Below are 21,394 nucleotides of genomic sequence, written 5' to 3' on the forward strand. Positions count from 1 at the left end.
CAAGGTTCTGGATCACATGCAGGGGAGATGAGGTAGCAAGCAGGATTGATGGCTATTGTCGATTTATCTTTTTGGCTTCCAAATATTCATTTTTACCTAGTCTGAATTATGCAGGTTTCAATTCGCCTTTAGCTGCCATGCGCGAAAAATGGGGGTATTTTTCTTGTGTCGGGTTTTTTCCAACAAAGGAGATAAATGAGGAGAAGGCAAGCTTGTGAAAATAGGGGGGCTTAAAAAATTAGGAAAGCGCGCATAATGGGTGGGAAATGTGTCTGGTGTGGGTTGCTTAAATCCAGCAGCGCTACATTCAGGTCAACACAATCAAAGGGAGTTAGTTCACGAAGCTTGAGGTGATTTTTATTTTTTGAGATGATAATCGAAATCATTTGTCCACGCTTGGAAGCGTAAAGGAATCTACCATGCCGTGGATCCCGATTTTTTTAAAAGATTTGAGGAAAGAGTTTTCAGGGAATGCCAATAATTTGACTATCTTCTGTTCAGAACAATTTCAGATAAGATGAAATACAACCCTATTATTTTTTTATTGCTGCTATTGGGGGCTTGTGCCGAAAAGAAAGGAGGGGAGGAGATTTCGAAAGGCAAGGAAAAGGTAAATTTCCCAGTTTATGCTGATTATGAAACGAATCATTCTGATCAGGAAGTATTATTGCAATCGGTTTTTTCAACTCCTTTTAATGGACAGAAGGGGACTTTTGTTGGCCTAAAGAAGGGCTTGCCTTTATCGGAAGAAGAGGTCGCTACTCAGCTGAAGGATACCCTTTTGTTGGAGAAGGATAATGCGCAATATTGGAGCCTGAAGCAAGAGCAGGTGTTGGATTTCCTGACGGTGGAATGGGTGGATTCGCTTTTTGTTTTTGGTGAAAATGGGAAATTAGGGGAAGATCAGCGCCCTGAAAAATTTATATATTTTGAGGATCTTCTTGAGTCTGGTTTTATAGCTTTATTTCCGGACCTCCCCCTGATGGATTCTGCCCTTTATGTGATGAAGTTTAAAGGGCAATATTTCCCGGAAAATCAACGTCATATTCCTCTGGACAAGGAAGTGAAGCGAGAATGGAAGCTTCTTCAACTGGAGCAGGCAAAAATGGGTATTGGCTCCCTTCAGTTTGGCTTGTTACCCGATTCCACTTGTTTATCTTTTTATGCCTATTCGGATTCTTCGGGGCAGGATCACAGTCAGTTGTACTACTGGAAATTGGGCATGCCGGACAAAGCCCATGTGCAAGCTTTAGATTGGGTCATTTCCGATGTGGTCGTCACCCCTTTAATTGTTCGCGGAAAACCTGTTTTATTGGGTAGTGGATGTATTTCGGAATCGGATGTTTGCAGTGATTTTCCGCTTGTTTTTGACGGAGAAAAATATCAAATGGCTTCTTCTTCCATTTTTGTTCCGGCAGATTTTCAGGCAAGTTCAGCGATGGTCTTCTCTGAGCAGGATACCATCTTTGCCCTCATAAATCGCCGATTATTAAGGGAAGACTCACTTTCTACAGAGGCATTGTCGGCATTTATGAACGCTTTTTTTCATTTGCGAAATATGGAGGAGGTCAGACTGGTCGGAAATGAATTGATGCTTGATTTACTGTATCAACAAACTGAGGAATTTTTATTAGTCTTTGGCAGTCAGGAGGACAGTGTGAAAGCTTTTATTCTGAAAGAACTGGCTCATCCGGTAATAGAAAACTACGATCCGGCGGCGGTAATGGATAAAGTGGAGTTTTCGAAAGCGGATAAGGCGGTGAAAGTGCAGGTACTGACCACTTTAGAAAATTATCAGGCTACCTATATTCAATAAGAAGCTACCGGAAAGCAGGAGAGTCTTGGCGTTCTGACCCGAATTATCCACCGCTGGATTTAGTAAGACTCGCCAAGGGCTCATGTATTAGCTCCCTGAGGTTGATTTTGCCGAATTTTAATAGTTCCAATTGGGGTAAGCCAGCTTTCTATTCATTCATCTGTTTCGTTGGAAAAAACTCGAAATGGGAATCAATTCCGTTGTTTTTTCCTTTGCCGCTAATCGTGGATTTAATCTTTAGTAATCCGGTTTAGGGTGAGTTAAAAAACGAAATATCGGGCCCAAAATTCTCCTATTACAGAAGGGAAGCATTATCTGGCGAATGCAGCCTTCTTAGAATGTGTTTAAAAGTCAAAATTCGCAACGAAAATGAGCGATGCCCGATTTTTTGTGAGAGTAGCATCGCTATTGTTGAGAAATTCCCTCTTAATTAGTGGAATTTTATCGGAATTTCACCAAATCAATCGAAGCCAGTGGTATTTAAAACAGGCAAAATCATGATGACGGGACTTCCTGCATTTTTTTTATGGTTTTCAGCAGGGTCTTTTTTGGGGTGATCGGGATACTTGCCATCATTATTTTTTGCATAGTAGTAAGTCCGGAGAGTACTTCTAACTTGCCAGCCATCATGGCATTATAACCATCTTCCGCTACGGACCTTGCACTGGCGGTTTGATTAAACAAAGTGGTCTTATCCATTCCGCTCGTTTTGGCAAATTCCGTTTCGGTGGCGCCTGGTAATAATGCGGTGACGGTCACCTTCGTTCCCTCCAATTCTCCGGCCAGCGCATTACTGAAAGAGGTGACGTAAGCTTTGGTAGCGAAATAAACGGCCTGTAACGGACCGGCCATTAAACTGGCTGTAGAAGAAACATTCAATATTTTGCCCTCATTTCTTTTTACAAATTCCGGGAGAAAAAATCTGCTCAGGGCCGTAAGCGCAATGATATTCAAATTAATCATAGCTAAATCTTCCTCCCACTTTCGTTCGTGAAAATAGCCTCTTCCTCCAAATCCGGCATTGTTAATCAGATAGGTGATTTGAATATTGGCCTGCTGAATTTCGTCAAAGACTTCCTGTGCTGCATTGGCTAGTGTCAGGTCTTTTTGAATAACGATAACCTCCGTTTCAAATTGATTTTTGAGTTCATGGGCCAAAGCTTCAAGCTTATCCTTGCTTCTGGCAAGCAGGATTAAGTCATTTCCTTTTTCAGCATGGATGCGGGCGAATTCTTTTCCTATGCCGGAGGAGGCTCCGGTGATTAGCGCTACGTTTTTCATCTTTTTTATTTTCAATTACTGATTTTCTTTACAAATTAAATGACACGGAATGGGGAATGGACAACACTTATTAGGGATTGTTCCGGGAAGTAGAAAATACAGAAAAATTGGATGAAATAAAATCGAATGATTGGAATACGCCGGCGGGCATTCGGGTGTTTATTAGAGCAAGTTTAAAAGCAGACCATTCCGCTGCAAATTCGAATTATTGGAAGCGCTTTTGGATTATATCTCAAAAATAATGATGCTATGCTCTCGTTATCTGAAGATAATAGGGTTGTTGGGTGGCTATGAGTTTGTCGGGGTTTAATTTTGCTTAAACCTTATGAGGTCGAAAATTAGGCAAGATCAATTTGTGGGGGTATAGAGATTTAGAAATAGAAATAAACTGTATTGGTAAAAGGGCAAGGGAAAGCAAATTTGGCGCTGCCTTTTATGCTTGATTGGCGGTGTCATATGAAAATCGATATGCAGAAAAATGCTTTCCTTTGTCATAGTTAAAGAGCCGCTCAGTTTAAGAGCATGTTTAAATGCACATTAGCCGGCTATAAATTCCAATTATTGGTAACAATTTTGGGTAATTTTTCAACAATTACGATACGGTTTGCTCAAAATAATCCTTTGTGACTTCAGCAATAATCAAATTTTCGCTGCGAATTTTGGCTTTTAAATGCGCGCTTAATCATTGAACTCAGGGCATATTGTAATAAAAGCGTTCTTGTATAATTTGGCCGTTTTGCCATTTCTGAACCGCAACCTCTTCCATCTTGAAGCGTTGTCCCTGCGGGTTGGTGATGTCTACCCAAGACTCTACCATGGTGATGTTGTTTTTTTCATCTGCAGTGATGGCGCCCACACCCCCACCGTGCATTTCCTTGACCATATTGGTTTCCCAGTCGATTAATGCTGCTCTTTGTTCGTCTTTTCCTTTTCGTGTTTCCCCATTGGCCTCAATAATTTCACAATCCTCCGCATAAAACTTTTCGAAGGCCTCCATCATTTTCCCTTCTCCCATGAGGGAATAGAGGCTTTGTGCATTTTCAAGATTACTCATTTTCTTTGTTTTTGGTTGAATTTAACCGTAAAACAGTCAAAGCCCGAATAAAGTTAATCTTGCTTAATTCCAATCTTCCAGGGGACATAGTTGGAGAAGATCCGCTCGGAAACATTCATAAATTATAACGTCATGTTTTTCCATCCATCTGGCAATCGTTAGGGTTGGTAAGGCAGCATTTCGAGGAATGAGCTGTAGGATAGTTTCATTTTTTTTGGTTAAAACAGTCCACAGGTAGGGGGGTTGGTCAATAGTAAGATGCATTGCTGAAAATATACGATGTAAATACTACTGAAATTTAACTACCTAATATTAATACAAAATCACCCTGAGACTAATTTTACCTATGAAATTGGATGGTATGTTTCATTTAAGGGTGATGCAGGGGGATTGCTAAGCTCATTTTGTTAATGTTAAATTAATATATTGAATCCCCTCCTTTTTCTAAAAAAAGTGCTATCTTTGAAATAGCCTAGAAAATGTTTTGGGAGCCATCCCAAAGTGTTTCATGTGGTAATTTAAGTAAGTGTGTGAGACCCTGACGTAATCCGTCGGGGTTTTTTTATGGCCGCCCTTTTAAGATAAGAGGATGTTAAAAAGTTAAAAATTGCATCCGGATAGTGTGTTTTTAAAAGCGCGCTAATATCCATTATCACTTTCTAATAATCTGAATTTGTATTCTGATTACCGTTTCAGGAGGAATGCTCACAGGTGTTTAACCCTAAAAGCGCGTAAACGTAGCATTTTCCTGTATAAATGTTCAAAACGAGGCAGCCGGAAATTACCGGAAGTAGAGCACTTTTTTCTCCAAATACATTGAAAAAAAATAAGAAAACGCCAATGGTGGCGATGATCCCTCGGATGATTTTATCAATTTTTCCAATATTCTCCTTATTCATGATGGCAATTTACGGGTTTGGATCGCTTAGACTATTTTTAAATTAAAAATTTAATTATTAAGCCGGATTATCTCAGCTTAAATCCTTCTTTAGCTCCAAGGCGGGAAAAATGAAGGAATTATTCCTATTTCGATTTTTTTCCCAGGCAGCAGGTGAATGAGGAAATGGCAAGCTTATCCAAATTTGTGCTATAAAAAAAACAGCCAATTCAAGTATAATGTATTGATAGTAAGTCAGTATTGTTGAATTCTTAAATCTAGCGGTGAAAAATTCTTGTTAAGGCAGTTCCACAAAACTGTTTTAAATATTATAAGATCGCTATTATTTATCCTTTCTATAAAATCACTTCAACTTGTTCTGGTTTAAGGTCAGGCTTGCATCATTCCCGGGCTTTCAGTTTCGCTATTGCTTTTTTTTGCTCGATTTGGCCTTAGGATTAAATTCTAAACATTTTTGAATCCAGTATTCCAAATCTTCCTCCTGGTCAATGGCCAGTGGGGATACGAATACATAGCCTTTCAGGGGCTTCTTAGTGAAATCCATAGGACGAATGCCAGGTTTTTGAAGCGCCTTTTCATAGTCATCGGGTCCTATTCTGGCCATCAAGTCGTTTTTCACGATGCCAAAGCACATTTTGTCCTCCACTAAAAAGCAAAGTCCTCCCATCATTTTTTTTTCCTGGGCGGAAATTCGGAGCTGATTGATTTTTTGTCGCAGTCGGTCTGCTAAATATTCGTCATACGCCATTTTGATGAATTTTGATTTGCATAATGGTGGCTATTGATTGAGCTCTTTGTTTTAATAGTTCGGCCTTATTGCCGGTGAAATGAGTGTCTACCGCCTGTAGAAAAAGTTTTAGCCAGGTATCAAAATGATTTTTTTCAAGTTTATGAACGGCGTCGATTTCTAAATGAACTTTTACCGGATTCCCACGGTAGGCCGCTGGAGGAAATAAAATGCTTTCCCAAAAATCACTAATGCGTGGCAGGTGTTCTTCTAGTTTTACTTTTCTATGTTCGGTGAAAAATGGGCCAATCTGAGGGTCCTTGAAAACTAAGCCATAGAAATAAGCCATGAGCTGTTCAATATCTTCTCGTCCTGAAAGGTCTGTTTTAGGCTTCTCCATCTAATAAAGAAAATCAATTATGGTCAAATAAAAAAGGGGAACTTTAGTTCCCCTTTCAAATATTTTCTGTGGTAATTGTGTGTGTTTGACCCGTAATATTGATAAGAGCCTATCATGTTTCTGTGTGTAATTTGAAGGTATAATTCTTATCCATAAAAGCATAATTTCTAAGTGGTACAATTAGGGGTACTTCCATTTATTCGCGTTTCATTTAGGGGTACAGATAATCATAAATATAGCTTTAATCGTGCCATATGACTATAATTTAGGGGTACAATAAATATTTGAATAGAATTTTCGGAAAAGCGAAAAATTTGTAAATTGAGCGAAGTGCTATTTTTATTTCTTTAACTCAAACTTAGCGTATTTTGCATTTTACCCCATATTGGCTTCCCGGTGCATTACAAATGATGGTTTCCAGAACAGGAAACTTATGCAGGCTTTGGATTTTTATTTTTCTGATGATTTTTTCTGGGCCTGCTGTAGCTGCTATAGAGCAGTTTAATTTCATTCATTGGGGGAAATGGGATGGCTTATCTCAAAATGATGTGTTTTGCATTATGCAAAGCAGCCAGGGGTATTTGTGGCTTGGAACCGAGGAGGGTCTGAATAAATTTGATGCCTATGATTTTGTGGGGTATCAACCTGATGCTTCTGACCCTTCCTCTCTCAGTTTTCATGGGATTCGGGCGCTTTTGGAGGATGAAAAAGGGCAAATCTGGGTGGGGACTCATGCGGGTTTGAATATTTATCTGTCTAAATCGAATACTTTCAGGAGGGTGGAGATCGAAGAACTTCAGCGAGCGGATATTCGGGATATTTTGCAGGATGTTCATGGGAATTTATGGGTGGCCACTGCTGATGCCGGATTGTGGCTGATGCAAAATGGGCATTGGGAAAAATTACAAGAGGGCGCTTTTCAGGTACTTTTTGAAGACCGATTGGGGCAGCTTTGGTTGGGGAGTAAAGAAGGACTTTTTATGGTGCAACAGGGAGGCAGGAGGTTGGAGACAATTCCTTTGAATAAGGGCGAGGCATTTAATGTGCGAGCGATTGCTGCGGAAGGAGATCAACTCTGGGTAGGGACCAATGGACATGGTTTATGGGCACTGGATTTATATAATCATAATAATCGGCAGCACTTTATGAAGGCAGATGGTCTGGAAGGTAATACGATTATTAGCCTGGCTGTGGATCTGGAAAAACGACTTTGGATTGGAACTGAAAATCAGGGTTTACAAGTGATGAATTTGGGAGGCGCTCTGGTTCCTCAGGTAGTAAACTCTGTTAAATTCGATATATCGAAATCAGCGATCACGAGTATTTACCTGGATCCGGTAGGACGCATTTGGATTGGTGTTTACGGAAAAGGGGTATTTATGCACGATCCTGCGCAGCCTTTTCGACATATTTCTCACGCCAATCATTTAACCAATGGGCTTTCTAATAATAATGTTCGGGGCATGTATTTTGATGAAACGGATGGTTGGTTTTTAGCGACTGATGGTGGCGGAATGAATATTTTCGATGCGCATCAGGACTATTTTGATCAACTTCCGGAGGGCGCTTTAACCACTAATCATTTGTTGTCTATTGAAAAACATCAAGATGGTAAATATTGGATAGGAACCTACAGGAATGGGGTTGATATTTGGGATAAGCGAAGCAATCAGATTCAAAATATAAGTGTTGCTAGCCGGCCCGATTTGGGATTGCAGAATGATAACATATGGTGTATTTTACCTGATAACCGTGGCGGGATGTGGTTAGGGACATCAGGCGGTTTGGCCTTTCAGGCGAAAGATAATCAACCATTTAGCGTATATTGTGCTCAGGAAGGGGATAGTAGTAGTTTGATTAATAATGAAGTTCGCGCATTGACCCAGGATGTAAAGGGAGATATTTGGGTAGGTACTTTTGGCGGGCTTAGTCGATATTCGGTGCGAGAGGATCGTTTCTATAATTATATTCTTCCGGAAAACTTAAGTAGAACGCCCGGTATTATGGGGATTCTGGAAGATGAGCATTTGAATTTGTGGATTGGGACTTATGGAGGGGGTGTTTTCCGGTTTGATCGATTTCGTGAAGTGTTTATTCCAATTGCCGGATTCGAGAATTTGCAAATTTTCTCTATGGTGGAGGGGCAGGAAGGCGTTATTTGGGTCGCCTCAAATGAAGGCATTCATCGTTTTAATCCTCGAAACGGTGGCATTGAAACTTTTACAACCAATCAGGGACATCGGTTTGGTAATTTTATTTATGGGTCTAAAATTTCTTTCCCCGACGGGCAAATCGCTTTTGGAGGTACGGATGGATTAGTCATTTTTGATCCCGCTCAGGTGCGAACTAAAGAAAGGGAGTTGCCCTTACACTTTACCCAGTTTCGTTTACTCAATGAGGATCAATCCAATATTGATGAGCAAGGGCATATTTCCATGATCGATGAGGTGTATTTGGAACCGGATCAAAATGTATTTTCACTTACCTTTGCTTGTTTTGATTTTGGAAATACCAGTACGATTGGTTACCGGTATAAGTTTGACGTCCGGCCTAACAATAAATGGCATGAGATTGGTAACGAGCGGACAGTGACGTTCACAGATCCTCCTGCTGGAAAATATAATTTTGTATTACAGGCCTACCGGATTAATTCACCAGATGTGCTGTTAGCAGAGCGTTCCTTAATCATCGAGATTCTACCGCATTTTTATGAGACGCTATATTTTAAAGTTTTAATTTTTATTGTTTTCGTTATAGCGGCTATTGCTGTTTGGAAATGGAAGGAAAGAAGCTGGCGATTACAACAACTATTTTTGAATCAGCAAGTAGAGCTACGTACTTCTGAACTACAACATCAAAAAGAGGAGTTGGAAGCCAAGAACGAGGCCTTAGCTTCCGCCGAAAAAAAGAATCACCACCTGTTACAGGAGCAATTCTCGGAAAGGTTATATTATCGGGAACGGGAATTAACGGCTCATACCTTGAATACCATTTCTAAAAATGAACTTTTAAAAAGGGTAAAAATAGATTTGTCTAAGTTAAAATTACAGGAAAAAGAGGATAAATCATTGTTGAAAAAGGCGCTTCAGGAAATTGATGACAGTTTGGAAATGGAAAAGGACTGGAAAAAGTTCAATGCACTTTTTGGAGAGGTACACCGAGACTTTGTCCAAAAACTTAAGGCCAAACATCCGGATTTAACGGAACATAATTTACGTTTGTGTTATTTATATCGAATGGATCTTTCTTCCAAAGAGATCGGGATCACCCTTGGTATTTCATTGAATAGCGTCAAGGTAGCCCGGCATCGTTTAAGAAAGAAATTGGGTTTGGAAGAAGAGGTTGATTTGTTAAATTATTTACATAGTTTTTTATAATTTATTAATGACTTGTCGGAATTGTTCTCCATTGTTTTGCCACTGAATGATTAAGACTTTACGTTCTAGCCCTCTAAGGTCTAACCGATCGCCTTCCATTACGCTGGTCTGCGTGATTTTATGTCCGCTAATTTCATATATAAACAGGTCTCCGCTTCTTAGAATTTCCAGTTCCCAGATTTGCTGCTGACAATGATGTGAAAAGGGAACGTCCGGGACATTGGTCTCCTCTGTGAAATTAATCTGATGACTTTTAGGTTCTCCCAGTGTCATAATTTCATTTTTTCGACTAAAGGGGGCGATTTCAAGGGTATAGTCTGGCAGAAGGTCTGAAAATATATCCTTAAACAGAATCAGTTCCTGACTACTAAAGTAATGTTGCTTTTCATTAATTGATAGGAGTAGACTATCCGCATTTTGGGTGTTAATTTTTAGAGCCAGATGTTCTATATCGGCTCGGTTTAGAGTGTCCAGTTTCTTTAACCTGGAAATGACGTTGCCACTTCTTAAATCCAATAGCTCGGTAGATAGCCACTTTGGTTGAGTAGACTGACTATCTTCATCAATCAGGCCATTACAGTTATTATCCATGCCATCGGCAATTTCAGGGGCGTTGGGATTTATGTCTTTGTTGGCATCATCACAGTCGGTATTGTCGGCCACATACCCATTTGGTTTTTTACAAGCCTGTTGACTTTGGTTGGGATTTCCAAACCCATCGCCATCACTATCTGCATACCAGGTCGGAATTTTCTGATCGGGATTCGGTACGGTCGGACAGTTGTCTATCGGATTCAGTATGCCGTCGCCATCATCGTCAGCAATTCCTTCATCGATTTGTCCATTACAGTTATTATCCATGCCATCGGCAATTTCGGTGGCATTGGGATTGATGTCTTTGTTGGCATCATCACAGTCGGTATTATCGGCTACATATCCATTTGGTTTTGTACAGGCCTGCTGACTTTGGTTGGGATTGCCGAATCCATCGCCATCACTATCTGCATACCAGCTGGGGATTTTCTGATCGGGATTCGCTACGGTCGGACAGTTGTCTACCGGGTTCAGTATGCCATCCCCATCATCATCGGCGATTCCTTCATCGATTTGACCATTACAGTTATTATCCATGCCGTCGGCAATTTCAGGGGCGTTGGGATTAATGTCTTTGTTGGCATCATCACAGTCGGTATTGTCGGCCACATACCCATTTGGTTTTTTACAAGCCTGTTGACTTTGGTTCGGGTTTCCAAAACCATCACCATCATTATCTGCATACCAGGTCGGGATTTTCTGATCCGGGTTTGGTACGGTCGGACAGTTGTCATTCGGGTTCAGAATGCCATCCCCATCATCATCGGCGATTCCTTCATCGATTTGTCCATTACAGTTATTATCAATACCGTCGGCAATTTCAGGAGCATTGGGGTTGATATTCTTGTTGTTATCGTTGCAGTCGGTATTGTTGTTGACATAGCCATTGGGCTTTGTACAAGCCTGCTGACTTTGGTTGGGGTTGCCGAATCCATCGCCATCACTATCCGCATACCAGGTGGGGATTTTCTGATCGGGATTCGCTACGGTCGGACAGTTGTCTACCGGGTTCAGTATGCCATCCCCATCATCATCGGCAATGCCTTCATCGATTTGTCCATTACAGTTATTATCAATGCCGTCGGCAATTTCAGGGGCGTTGGGATTGATGTCTTTGTTGGCATCATCACAGTCGGTATTGTCGGCCACATACCCATTTGGTTTTGTACAAGCCTGTTGACTTTGGTTCGGGTTCCCAAACCCATCGCCATCGGTATCGGCATACCAAGTGGGGATTTTCTGATCGGGATTCGCTACGGTCGGACAGTTGTCTACCGGGTTCAGGATGCCGTCGCCATCATCATCGGCAATTCCTTCATCGATTTGACCATTACAGTTATTATCAATACCGTCGGCAATTTCAGGAGCATTGGGGTTGATATTCTTGTTGTTATCGTTGCAGTCGGTATTGTTGTTGACATAGCCATTGGGCTTTGTACAAGCCTGCTGACTTTGGTTGGGGTTGCCGAATCCATCGCCATCACTATCCGCATACCAGGTGGGGATTTTCTGATCAGGATTCGGAACTGTGGGGCAGTTATCAACCGGGTTCAGAATGCCATCCCCATCATCATCGGCGATTCCTTCATCGATTTGTCCATTACAGTTATTATCTATGCCATCGGCAATTTCGGTGGCGTTGGGATTAATGTCTTTGTTGGCATCATCACAGTCGGTATTATCAGCCACATATCCATTTGGTTTTGTACAGGCCTGCTGACTTTGGTTGGGATTCCCAAAACCATCGCCATCACTATCTGCATACCAGGTGGGGATTTTCTGATCCGGGTTTGGTACGGTTGGACAGTTGTCTACCGGGTTCAGGATGCCGTCGCCATCATCATCGGCAATGCCTTCATCGATTTGTCCATTACAGTTATTATCAATACCATCGGCAGCTTCAGGAGCATTGGGATTGATATTCTTGTTGTTGTCGTTGCAGTCGGTATTATTACTAACATAACCATTGGGCTTTGTACAAGCCTGCTGACTTTGGTTGGGATTTCCAAAACCATCACCATCGGCATCGGCATACCAGGTGGGTATTTTCTGATCGGGATTTGGTACGGTCGGACAGTTGTCAACCGGGTTCAGAATGCCGTCGCCATCATCATCGGCAATGCCCTCATCGATTTGTCCATTACAGTTATTATCAATACCATCGGCAGCTTCAGGAGCATTGGGATTGATATTCTTGTTGTTGTCGTTGCAGTCGGTATTATTACTAACATAACCATTGGGCTTTGTACAAGCCTGTTGACTTTGGTTGGGATTGCCGAATCCATCGCCATCACTGTCGGCATACCAGGTGGGGATTTTCTGATCAGGATTCGCTACGGTCGGACAGTTGTCTACCGGGTTCAGAATGCCGTCGCCATCATCATCGGCAATGCCTTCATCGATTTGACCATTACAGTTATTATCAATACCATCGGCAGCTTCAGGAGCATTGGGATTGATATTCTTGTTGTTGTCGTTGCAGTCGGTATTATTACTAACATAACCATTGGGCTTTGTACAAGCCTGTTGACTTTGGTTGGGATTGCCGAATCCATCGCCATCACTGTCGGCATACCAGGTGGGGATTTTCTGATCAGGATTCGCTACGGTCGGACAGTTGTCTACCGGGTTCAGAATGCCGTCGCCATCATCATCGGCAATGCCTTCATCGATTTGACCATCGCAGTTATTATCAATGCCGTCGGCAATTTCGGTGGCGTTGGGATTGATGTCTTTGTTCGCATCATTGCAGTCGGTATTATCAAGAATATAACCAGTAGGAGGGCTACTGGCAATAGTGGATTTATTCGGATTCCCAAAACCATCCTTGTCAGCATCCTGATAGTAAGTCTTACTGCTGCCCGCCTGGTATTTTATGATCATCCAATTCGAAGCTTTGATGGGGCGGTTGTTTCCATCTTTTTCAGCTGCAATAAGGAAATAATATCCATCAGTAGCAGGATCGGTGGGGTTTATATTAATGGTATGGCTTCCCTGACCCACACCGTTGGTTTTGGCATTGATCATTTCCACCTTCACATAAGTATTGCATTCGAAGGGTTCGAAACTTAGGCTATTGGTGCTGGTGTTATATTGCCCGCCCTCCATAACTACAATTTGATAGTTAGTATTGGCTTTACCGGAAAAGTTGAGTGTAGGGTTTAGCGTATTGACAAATCCTTTTTGGCTTACTCCGGCCACCGATATTTTGGCATTGGTATTGTTCCCGGGCTTAAATTGTGCCCAGGCTTCCGATCGAAATTGCTTTCCAAATAAAATCGAAGTCTGGCTACTCCCATCTGAATACTGAATGGTGAGGGTAGCGCCAATCATTTCCGATCCTGAAACCGATCCCGTATCATTGGGCCCCGGAGGTTTCGCTCCTTTAATAGATTTAGGATCCACGTCAACTGAAAAGGGAAAAACCTCTCCCGGGGCGAAATCATTAAAGTTCACTTTTAATTGATAGTAGCCATTGGCTGCTGAGCCTTTAGAGAAGGAAAAAGAGGTTTGACCCGCTAAATTATTGGGATCATCGTTTTCAAAGGATTTGGCATCCGAATCACCGGCTTGACCTGTGGGGTCGAAGACCATACCGAACATCATGCAAGTACTCAAATCTATAGTGAAGGAGGTGATTTTTTGACCGCCGGTAGATTCATTCGTCAATTTGAAAGCACCGCCGGAAAAGGTACTGGCTTTGATGGCATTCCTTTTATAAATATCTGTATGAATTTCCAATAGGGCATTTTGCGCAAAGGAAAGGGTGAGATCAAATAAAAGGAACAAGAGAAGGAGTAGGCATTTTTTCATAGGGATTCGGCTGTGTATTTCCGAAACTAGGAGGTATTATCACTGTTTTCCCATGCTGATGGACATTGATAGAATCCTGCTGATTGAATGAATTAGAGGATGGCAAGGATGTTATCCTTCCAAAAAATGACCAATTATGTATAAAATGTTTGATTGATTTAATTAAATATCAATCATTTACATATAAAGTAAATTTAAAATTTAATTAGTGCAATTTCCGACCCCATAGTCGCATGAATAATAAGGATGTTTAGACCAAAATGGCTGCAGGGGCTGCTGGGGATATAAAAATGGGAATAGACTTTTAGAAGAATAGGGCTTGAGAGATAAGGGCTTCCCGGCTTCGAGAATGATATTATTTTACTTAAAACTTCCATTCATCATTTTTTAGTGAACTGAAAAGGAGGAATTGGAGGGCGTAATTTTATTTTAGGAAGAATAAATTTTGAAAATATTGGAATGTGACGAAACAAATAACCTCGAATAAGCCCATCGGTTCTAAGATTAAATAATACCAAAATCTATACCTCCTATGCGGCATATCTTACCCATTAGCGTCAGATATCCAATATTAACCTTATTTCTTTTTCTTAATGGTTTCTTTTCAGCTAGAACACTCAATGCCCAAAATTTTGGAGTGAGTGACTTGAATAGCCTGGGGATTACTTCTCCGACCACCCTTGAGTTTGGTCCAGATGGGAAACTGTACGTCGGGGAGCGCTTCGGTACCATTAAAGTGGTCACCATCCAGCGTAATGGCGCCAATAATTATCAGGCGACCTCGGTGGAAACCATTAATTTGGTAAAAAACATTCAAAACCATGATGATCAGGGGAACCCGACCACTACGGCTAATCGGCAAGTGACCGGGCTGACGGTTGGGGGGACTTCTGCCAATCCCATTCTTTACGTGACCTCCTCCAACCCATTAGTCGGTGGGGGCGGAGGCGGAAGCGACCTGAATCTGGATACCAATTCCGGCACCATCTCGCGTTTGACTAAAAGTGGTGGCAGTTGGTCCAAGGTGGATATCGTTCGTGGCTTGCCCAGATCGGAGGAAAACCACGCCCCCAATGGAATGGAGCTGGTCAATATTAATGGAACCAACTATATTCTGCTCTGTCAGGGAGGAAATACCAATGCTGGTGCTCCTTCGAATAATTTTGCGCTCATTACGGAGTATGCCTTATCGGCCGCCATCTTGTCGATTAATTTGGACCAGATTAATCAAATGTCCATCAAAGGTAGTGGCAATTCCTCTTATATCTATGATATCCCCACGGTGGACGACCCTACACGCCCCAACAGTGGTGGACTAGATGTGGGTGATCCTTTCGGAGGGAATGATGGATTGAATCAGGCCAAAATTGTACCCGGAGGACCAGTGCAAATATTCTCTCCGGGTTACCGAAATGCCTATGATTTGGTAGTGACCGAAGATAAGCGGGTGTATGTCACAGAAAATGGAGCGAATGGCGGATGGGGCGGCTACCCGGTAAATGAAGGCACTCCTAATGTAAATAACAATTACGATCCGAATGAACCTGGCTTTGTCAATAATAAGGACCATTTGCACTTAATCACCGGTATCGGGAATTCCGCTAGTGTCGATAATTATAGCTTTGGTTCATACTATGCGGGTCATCCTGTTCCGATCCGCGCAAATCCAGCTGGAGCAGGCTTGTATACTTTTGGAACTTCCGGCGTTTTTCGCACCTCGGTAACGGGAAATCCCAGCACCTCCCTGCCTGCGGACTGGCCACCGGTGCCAGTGAGTATGGCGAATCCGGTAGAAGGCGACTTTCGAAATCCCGGGGTGGATGATAATGATTTGACCACCTGGGAAAATAATACCAATGGGATCGATGAATACACGGCCAGCAATTTTAACGGGGCCATGCAAGGGAATTTGATAGCAGGAAAATCCGGAGGGAAATTGCATCGGGTGATCTTACAATCCAATGGAGATATTCAGACTCTGGAGCAAAATAAATTTTCTACCGGGGGCAATCCGCTGGGCATCACCTGTCAGGGGGATAATGATATTTTCCCCGGAACGATCTGGGTAGCCACCTTTGAAAATAAGGTGGTGGTGATGGAACCCGCCGACTATGACGGGGATGCCGGAGGTGATTGTCCACAGCCCGGACAGTCCGGTTATTCCGCATCAGCTGATAGCGATAATGATGGATTTACCAATGGGGATGAAATTGATAACGGCACTGACCATTGTAATGGTGGTAGTTTCCCGAATGACTTCGATGGGGATAAGATCTCGGATTTGAACGACCCGGATGATGATGGGGACGGTATTCCGGATGTTTCGGATCCATTGCAAATGGGGCAGCCTTTTAATATTCCGGTGATCAATGAATTGTTTTCGCAGAACCTGGAACTCGGTGGTTTTTTAGGACTGGGCCTTACCGGCCTGATGAATAATGAAAAGACGAATGATAATTATCTTAATTGGCAGGATGATCCTTCCGCCTCCAATTCGGATATCGATGATATCTACGGTGGGGCGATTGGAGCCATTACGATGTATATGACCACCGGGGACCCTTATGGCTCCCTAAATAATCAGGAGAAAGCCTATCAGTATGGGGTGAATATGAATGCCAATACCGATCCGGTGATTTGTCATAGCCGAATGATGGCGCCTTTTCATGATTTCTCGGCGGTGGGTTATCAATCTCAAGGGATGTATGTGGGGAATGGAGACCAGGATAATTACATCAAATTTGTCATCAATAATGGAGGCTTTCAAGTGGTATTTGAAAGTAATGGCAGCTCAGTGGAGGAATTTGAGGGGAGCCTTCAAGGGAACCTGAATGAATATATGGACATGTTCATGGAAGTAAATCCGGCCAACGGGCAGGTGGAAATTTCCTATTCGCTGGATGGGGGAGCGAAAATTTCTGTGGGAACGGTAACCGCCTCCGGCCCTGTTTTAACAGCCATGCAAACCAATGGTAATCCTTTTTGTGTGGGTTTTATTGGGACTACCTTCGGGAATGGAGCAGAATTTGCGGCCAATTGGGACTTTCTGAATGTGCAATATGCTGATCAGGTAGATCAGGTACAACTCACTAAAGCCTTCCCTGATTTTACAGAATCTATCGGGACGTCCACTATTCAGTTGAATCTAGCTGAATATTTTATTTATACCGGAGGATTTAATAACCTGGAATTTACTTTTCAGACGACCAATAATCTGTTTGGTTTGAATAAAAGTGGTAATGATTTGATTGTCAGTCTACCCACTACTGCGGCGAGTACGAGCATTACGGTTACCGCCAAGGATTTGGAGGAAAATGAAGTCTCCGATACCTTCACCATTTCGGTGGAGGATGTGCCTGAGATTCTGTTCCGGGTGAATGCCGGGGGAGGAACGGTTGCAGCCATAGATGGTGGTCCGAACTGGATTGGGGATACTAAAGCAAGTCCGAATCAATATTTAGCAGACGCAGGGTCGAATTCCACCTATCAGGGGAATATCGGAAATTTGCATCCTTCGGTGGATGCCTCCAAAGTGCCCCAAGCGATTTTTTCGCATGAGCGCTGGGATGCCTCCGGAGGGTCGGAAATGAAGTATGCTTTTCCGGTAGCCAATGGTGATTATGTGGCGAGTATTTATGTAGGAAATGCTTACAGTGGTACTTCGCAAGCTGGTCAAAGAAAATTTAACGTTATAGTGGAGGGTCAGGCTCAAAACAATATTGATTTGATTACCCTCTTTGGTCATCAACAGGGTGGAGTTTTGAAATTCAATGTCACCGTTACGGATGGTTTGTTGACGGTTGATTTGACTCATGGAAGTATCGAAAATCCTTTGGTCAATGGAATCGAGATTGCTAAATCCGGAGCGGTATCGAATCCGCCATTGGTATTGCAGGCCGTAAATGATCAGCAAAATCAAGAAGGAGACCAGGTGAATTTAGCGCTTTCTGCCAGTGGAGGCGACCCCAATATGAATTTTGTTTATGGGGCACAGGGCTTGCCCCCGGGAGTGGAAATTGAACCGACCAACGGTTTGATTTTCGGAACCATTAATGCCGGGGCGGCTAACAGTAGCCCCTATGAAGTCACCGTTTCGGTGGATCGCGGAAATGAAAGCCAATCCCAAACTTTTGATTGGGTAGTGAATGCTCCTCAGCCGGATGAATTGATAGTGAAGCTGGAAATTTTGAAAGGGAGTGATGCCGCCAATGCCACTACCTTTAGTGATGATGCTTTTGTTCTGAAGAATAATTCTCAAAATATTGAAATCCAAAGTATTGAGATTGATTTGTCTACTGCGGCACTCCCCAATCTGCTATTTGATCCCAATGGCACTGCCGGGGATACTTCGGAAAAAGATTTTACCCCAAGTGCTGGTGCTTCGACAGTGGGCTATCTATCGCATGATTTTCAAAAGCCTGCAGGAGTAGGTGGTTTCCAGCAGCTGACCGTGAATTTTAATGATTTTGAAAGTGGAGAAGAAATAGTCTTCGGAGTAGATGTCGACCCGGGTTCTATTGCGGGATTGCCTGCACCAGGCCCTAACCTTTCCGGGGCCATTACCGGACTGGAAATGATCGGGGCGACTTTCCGGGTAGTAAGCAGTTCGGGAACTTACACCGGACAAATTGCCGGAGATGGTTCCCTGGCAGGGGCTGTGAGTTGTGTGTTATCAGCAGCGGATTTTGTTGTCCCTGCGATCAGCTTTCAGGGCTTAGCGGATATGGTGAAGACCAGCGACAACTCGGCCACTATCCAAATCAGTGGAGGGGCCAATAATGGAAAAGTTCGACTTTATCTCCTGGAAGGTGGTCAGTTTGAAGACAGCCCGGGCGACTTGACTTTCGCAGACTTTGAAGCCAATGGCTTGAGTCAGATCGCTTTTGATGATTTCAATTTGAATGGAAGTGGAAATGCGACCAAGACTGTCAATATCACGGAAAGTTCTCCTGAGGAAGGTTTGTTTTACTTTGCTGTCGCTCCATTGTCGGTAGATGATATTCCATTGGGCTTATCCAATATTCTGAAGGTAGAAAAGATAGCGGAAAATCTCTTTGTCTATTATGAAGATCTGGATGAGGATGGATTCGGGAATCCGAATGTTATACTGGAAACGGGAGAGGATCAGCCTCCTTCTGGATTCGTGGCCGATAATAGCGACTGTGATGATGATAATGCAGCAATTAATCCCGATGCGACGGAAATAGCTGATGGTATCGATAATAATTGTGATGGGCAAATAGATGAAGGCTTTGGTAACAACACTTATTATGCCGATACCGACGCCGATACTTATGGAGATCCTTTAAATACTTTGATCACCACTTTGCCCACAGCGCCGGAGGGTTATGTGTTAAACTCATTGGACTGTGATGATAGTGATGAAAATATCAATCCGGATGCCACAGAAGTTGCGGATGGGGTGGACAACAATTGTGATGGAGAGGTTGATGAAGGTTTTGCGGTGAACACCTATTTCGCAGATACGGACGAAGATGGTTTTGGTGATCCTTCCAACACCATTCAATCCGCATTAGTTACGCCACCGGCAGGTTATGTTACCGATAATACGGACTGTAATGATGATTCCGACTTGTCTTATCCGGGGGCACCGGAATTGGACGATGGTTTAGACAATGACTGCGACGGTGAAATTGATGAGGATTTCGGTGGAAATACCGAGGGCGTTATTGGCTTCAATCTGATCAATGCACAATCTGATCAGGTCATTCTGGCGATGCAAGATGGTGGCACCTATTACTTTGGTGATTTGGGCACACAGGCGCTGAATATACAGGCGGTGACGGTTCCGACCAATGTAGATCAGGTGGCCTTATCGCTGTCTAATGGTAAAAACCAAACCGAGAAAGTGGCCCCTTATGCGCTTTATGGAGATAGTGGAGGAAATTATAACATTTGGAACGCCTCTGCGGGCACTTACACCGTAATCGCCACCGCTACGGTGAATGGGCAACTGACACCCTCGCTTTCCTATACTTTTACTTTGTTGAGTGGAAGCGGCCCGGTGGACTCGGATAATGACGGCGTTTTGAATCCGGATGATAATTGTCCGGACACTCCAAATGCCAATCAAGCGGATGCGGACAATGATGGGGTAGGAGATGCCTGTGATAATTGCCCAACCGTGGCAAATGCGAACCAAGAACTGCCTACTTGGTATGCGGATACGGATAATGATGGCTTCGGAAATCCTGCTCAAAATACTACCGCCTGTACGCAACCTGCAGGTTTTGTGGCCAACAGTCAGGACTGTGATGATACGGAGGGCAGCATTTATCCGGGAGCTCCGGAACTGGCCGATGGCATAGACAATGACTGTGATGGGCAGGTGGATGAGGGGCTCGACCAGAATACTTACTATGCCGACACGGACAATGACGGATTTGGCGATCCTGGAAATACGACCACTTCGGCATTGCCTGATCCACCCAATGGTTTTGTGAGCAATGATGAGGATTGCGATGATAGCGATTTCAATATCAAGCCGGGCGCCACGGAAATTGCCGATGGGAAGGATAATAATTGTGATGGGCAAATTGATGAAGGCCTGCCGACCACGACTTATTTTGCAGATAATGACAATGATGATTTTGGGGATCCGGAAAATTTTATCGTTTCTGCCCTCACTTCACCTCCTGCCGGTTACGTGCTGGACAATACGGATTGTGATGATGGGAATGCGAATGTGAACCCTGATGCTACGGAGGTATTCGATGGTTTGGATAATGATTGCGATGGGCAGACGGATGAAGGGGTGCAGCCTACAGGCCCGGCCATTATCGCCTGGCAGCTGGTGGATGCCACCGCAAATGTGATTTTGAAAACCATTACGGAAGGAGAAGTGATTGATCTGGCCGCTTTAAATAATCCGGCGATTAATATCATCGCGGTGCCGAATGAGGAAGTGACCAAAGTAAGTTTCTCCGTGAGTGATGGACATACGCAGACTGAAAATTTTGCGCCATATTGTCTCTATGGGGATAATCAGCAGGGTGACTTTGGTAATTGGATTCCATCCACAGGTGCTTATACCATTTCCGCTACTCCATTCATTGGCAGTACAGTGGGAACGGTAGCAGATTTGAATATTTCCATTGTCAATAGTGGCGCTCGGTTTATTGCCGAAGAACCTGCTTCGGCGGAGGTTAAAAAAGCCTTCAAATGGTATTTCCAGGACCGTAGGGTTAAGATTGAAATATTGCGGGATGGGCACCTGAATATTTTTGACCTTCAAGGCCGCCAAATGATGGATCAGGAAGTGGAGGTCGGAGATCAGCACTGGATGCCTTCCAATTTTCATGGGCGTTCCATCATAATATGGAGAAAAGAAAATGAGCATCAACGCGATTGGATTATTTCGCCTTAGAGGGTGTTTTTTACACGCCCTTAAGTTGATGAGCACGTGAAGCGCCC

Annotated in this window: 9 protein-coding genes; 3 read left to right on the plus strand and 6 right to left on the minus strand. The window is 43.2% G+C overall.

The genetic code is table 11. From position 1 onward, the window contains the following. Window positions 1-517: 517 nt before the first annotated feature. Window positions 518-1,816 (plus strand): hypothetical protein, encoded by a 1,299-nt coding sequence (locus AAA970_RS15845; RefSeq protein ID WP_338237870.1) that lies wholly within the window; start codon window positions 518-520, stop codon window positions 1,814-1,816. 495 nt (window positions 1,817-2,311) lie between these two features. Here the strand turns inward: AAA970_RS15845 and AAA970_RS15850 are convergent, their stop codons facing one another. The 5 genes from AAA970_RS15850 to AAA970_RS15865 form a co-directional block, all read right to left on the minus strand. Beyond that, window positions 2,312-3,097, minus strand: coding sequence for an SDR family NAD(P)-dependent oxidoreductase (locus tag AAA970_RS15850; protein ID WP_338237871.1), 786 nt, complete (start codon window positions 3,095-3,097; stop codon window positions 2,312-2,314). Window positions 3,098-3,788: 691 nt separating this feature from the next. Continuing rightward, the gene (locus tag AAA970_RS15855; protein WP_338237872.1) at window positions 3,789-4,151 is read right to left on the minus strand and encodes a SnoaL-like domain-containing protein; all 363 of its coding nucleotides are present in this window, start codon (window positions 4,149-4,151) and stop codon (window positions 3,789-3,791) included. 692 nt (window positions 4,152-4,843) lie between these two features. Next, window positions 4,844-5,050 (minus strand): YgaP family membrane protein, encoded by a 207-nt coding sequence (locus tag AAA970_RS27830; RefSeq protein ID WP_420916729.1) that lies wholly within the window; start codon window positions 5,048-5,050, stop codon window positions 4,844-4,846. Between the two features lie 402 nt (window positions 5,051-5,452). Next, entirely contained in the window at window positions 5,453-5,797 is a 345-nt protein-coding gene (locus AAA970_RS15860) for a TfoX/Sxy family protein (protein ID WP_338237873.1), read from the minus strand. Then, entirely contained in the window at window positions 5,787-6,176 is a 390-nt protein-coding gene (locus AAA970_RS15865) for a group III truncated hemoglobin (RefSeq protein WP_338237874.1), read from the minus strand. The genes AAA970_RS15860 and AAA970_RS15865 overlap by 11 nt, the downstream gene beginning before the upstream one ends. A gap of 461 nt (window positions 6,177-6,637) precedes the next feature. On the opposite strand from AAA970_RS15865, the gene AAA970_RS15870 reads away from it, so the two are divergent. Further along, window positions 6,638-9,553 (plus strand): ligand-binding sensor domain-containing protein, encoded by a 2,916-nt coding sequence (locus tag AAA970_RS15870; protein ID WP_338237875.1) that lies wholly within the window; start codon window positions 6,638-6,640, stop codon window positions 9,551-9,553. On the opposite strand, the gene AAA970_RS15875 is transcribed toward AAA970_RS15870, so the two are convergent. Then, complete coding sequence (locus tag AAA970_RS15875; protein ID WP_338237876.1) at window positions 9,548-13,936, minus strand: putative metal-binding motif-containing protein; 4,389 nt, start codon at window positions 13,934-13,936, stop codon at window positions 9,548-9,550. The genes AAA970_RS15870 and AAA970_RS15875 overlap by 6 nt on opposite strands. 556 nt (window positions 13,937-14,492) lie before the next feature. Between AAA970_RS15875 and AAA970_RS27935 the strand changes: the two genes are divergently transcribed. Continuing rightward, window positions 14,493-21,347, plus strand: a complete 6,855-nt coding sequence (locus AAA970_RS27935) for a MopE-related protein (protein ID WP_479531370.1) — start codon at window positions 14,493-14,495, stop codon at window positions 21,345-21,347. The last annotated feature ends 47 nt before the right edge of the window (window positions 21,348-21,394 follow it).

It is taken from the genome of Persicobacter diffluens, from assembly GCF_036244895.1.
Taxonomy (GTDB): Bacteria; Bacteroidota; Bacteroidia; order Cytophagales; family Cyclobacteriaceae; genus Persicobacter; species Persicobacter diffluens.

Coding starts and splice junctions, on each gene's coding strand:
- AAA970_RS15860 (WP_338237873.1), bottom strand. CDS start 5,797: ATGGCGTATGACGAATATTTAGCAGACCGACTGCGACAAAAAATCAAT.
- AAA970_RS15845 (WP_338237870.1), top strand. CDS start 518: ATGAAATACAACCCTATTATTTTTTTATTGCTGCTATTGGGGGCTTGT.
- AAA970_RS27935 (WP_479531370.1), top strand. CDS start 14,493: ATGCGGCATATCTTACCCATTAGCGTCAGATATCCAATATTAACCTTA.
- AAA970_RS27830 (WP_420916729.1), bottom strand. CDS start 5,050: ATGAATAAGGAGAATATTGGAAAAATTGATAAAATCATCCGAGGGATC.
- AAA970_RS15870 (WP_338237875.1), top strand. CDS start 6,638: ATGATTTTTTCTGGGCCTGCTGTAGCTGCTATAGAGCAGTTTAATTTC.
- AAA970_RS15855 (WP_338237872.1), bottom strand. CDS start 4,151: ATGAGTAATCTTGAAAATGCACAAAGCCTCTATTCCCTCATGGGAGAA.
- AAA970_RS15865 (WP_338237874.1), bottom strand. CDS start 6,176: ATGGAGAAGCCTAAAACAGACCTTTCAGGACGAGAAGATATTGAACAG.
- AAA970_RS15850 (WP_338237871.1), bottom strand. CDS start 3,097: ATGAAAAACGTAGCGCTAATCACCGGAGCCTCCTCCGGCATAGGAAAA.